Origin of the sequence: Chromobacterium alticapitis (assembly GCF_002924365.1) — a bacterium.
Taxonomy (GTDB): Bacteria; Pseudomonadota; Gammaproteobacteria; order Burkholderiales; family Chromobacteriaceae; genus Chromobacterium; species Chromobacterium alticapitis.
The window spans coordinates 1-2,234 of sequence record NZ_PQWB01000183.1; the positions used below are offsets into that span (position 1 = coordinate 1).

At 64.5% G+C, this 2,234-nt stretch carries 3 protein-coding genes; all 3 read left to right on the forward strand.

All coding sequences use genetic code 11. The features are described from left to right. On the forward strand, positions 1–375 hold a 375-nt coding region (locus C2I19_RS20900; RefSeq protein ID WP_199181320.1), incomplete at its 5' end, for an isocitrate lyase/phosphoenolpyruvate mutase family protein. Positions 376–420: 45 nt separating this feature from the next. Beyond that, entirely contained in the window at positions 421–1,569 is a 1,149-nt protein-coding gene (prpC, locus tag C2I19_RS20905) for a bifunctional 2-methylcitrate synthase/citrate synthase (protein ID WP_103904503.1), read from the forward strand. 54 nt (positions 1,570–1,623) lie between these two features. Further along, positions 1,624–2,190: a putative glycolipid-binding domain-containing protein gene (locus tag C2I19_RS20910; RefSeq protein ID WP_103904504.1), complete on the forward strand. Its 567-nt coding sequence runs from the start codon at positions 1,624–1,626 to the stop codon at positions 2,188–2,190. The last annotated feature ends 44 nt before the right edge of the window (positions 2,191–2,234 follow it).

Sequence of the window (2,234 nt, forward strand, 5' to 3'; positions counted from 1 at the left end):
GAACGCGCCGTCGCCTGCGTGGAAGCCGGCGCCGACATGATCTTCCCGGAAGCGATGACGGATCTCGCCATGTACAAGCGCTTCGCCGAGGCGGTGAAGGTGCCGGTGCTGGCCAATATCACCGAATTCGGCGCCACGCCGCTCTACACCGCGGAAGAACTGGCCGCCCACGGCGTGAGCCTGGTGCTGTACCCGTTGTCCGCCTTCCGCGCCATGAGCCAAGCCGCGCTGGAAGTGTACGGCGCGATACGCCGCGATGGCACCCAGCAGGCGGTGCTGGACAAGATGCAAACCCGGATGGCGCTGTACGACCACTTGGGCTACCACGATTACGAGCAAAAACTGGACCGGCTGTTCGCTGACGGCAAGCAATAACACATAAACAGCGGCATCGCCCAAGTTTGACAAAGGAGAAGCAGCATGACTGAAGTGGTACTGATCGGCAAACCGAAGAAATCCGTAGCGCTGTCCGGCGTCGCCGCCGGCAACACCGCGCTGTGCACCGTGGGCCGCAGCGGCAACGATCTGCACTACCGCGGCTACGACATCCTGGACCTGGCCGACAAGGCCGAATTCGAGGAAGTGGCCTACCTGCTGGTGCACGGCAAGCTGCCGAACCAGGCGGAGCTGGCCGGCTACAAGAAAAAACTGAAATCGCTGCGCGGCCTGCCGGCCTCGGTCAAGTCCGTGCTGGAAGCGCTGCCGGCCAGCGCCCACCCGATGGACGTGATGCGCAGCGGCGCCTCCGCCCTGGGCTGCGCCTTGCCGGAAAAAGACGACCACAACCTGGCCGGCGCGCGCGACATCGCCGACCGCCTGATGGCCTCTTTCGGCTCCATTCTGCTTTACTGGTACCACTACAGCCATAACGGCAAGCGCATCGACGTCGAAACCGACGACGACAGCATAGGCGGCCACTTCCTGCACCTGCTGCACGGCGCCAAGCCGTCCGCCGAATGGGTGCGCGCGATGCACACCTCGCTCAATCTGTACGCCGAGCACGAGTTCAACGCCTCCACCTTCGCCGCCCGCGTCATCGCCGGCACCGGCTCCGACATGCACAGCGCCATCACCGGCGCCATCGGCGCGCTGCGCGGCCCCAAGCACGGCGGCGCCAACGAAGTGGCGTTCGAGATCCAGCAGCGCTATGAAAACCCGGACGAAGCCGAGGCCGACATCCGCGCCCGCGTCGAAAAAAAGGAAGTGGTCATCGGCTTCGGCCACCCGGTCTACACCATCTCCGACCCGCGCAACAAGGTGATCAAGGAAGTGGCGCGCGAACTGTCCAAGCAAAACCAGGACATGAAGATGTTCGACATCGCAGAACGCCTGGAAGCCGTGATGTGGGACATTAAGAAAATGTTCCCCAATCTGGACTGGTTCTCCGCCGTCAGCTACCACGCCATGGGCGTGCCCACCGCCATGTTCACCCCGCTGTTCGTGATCTCGCGCACCAGCGGCTGGAGCGCGCACGTGATCGAGCAGCGCCAGGACGGCAAGATCATCCGCCCATCGGCCAACTACATCGGGCCGGAAGACCAGGCCTACGTGCCGCTGGAACAGCGCTGATTCACTGAAGCAAGCGGCGCGGCCGAAGCCGCGCCAGCCCTACCGGAGCCGTCAATGAAGCAAACCTTGTTCTGGCAGCGCCAGGACAGTCCGGGACTGGAACAGGTCCAAATCGACATCGGCGCCGATCTCGCCCTCACCGCCAGCGGCAGCCTGCTGCACGCGGATAGCGGCGTCAGCCTGCGCTACCAGATGCGGCTGGACCACCATGGCCGCCTTGCCCACGCCCACATCGACGTCTCCTCGCCCGAGCCTCGCCAACTGACGCTTCAACACACAGAAAGCGGACGCTGGCTGCTCAACGGCCAGCCCGAACCCGCCTGGGACGACTGCCAGGAGCTGGACCTGCAATCCTGCGGCCTGACCAATGCTTTTCCCATCCGCCGGCTCAAGCTGGGCATCGGCGACAGCGTCGAGCTATCCATGCTGTTCGTACGCTTGCCCGGCCTGGAACCGACGATCTGCCCGCAGCGCTACACCCGCCTGCCGGACCAAGATGGGCACGCCTGCTACCGCTACGAATCTCCCGGCTTCGCCGCCGACCTCACCATCGACGCGCAAGGCTTCACCCTGCATTACAGCGACTTTCTGCAACGGCTGCCCGAGGGCGGCCGCGACTGAGCGAAAGACAGACATGAACCGCCAATACCGCACCGCCCTGCCCG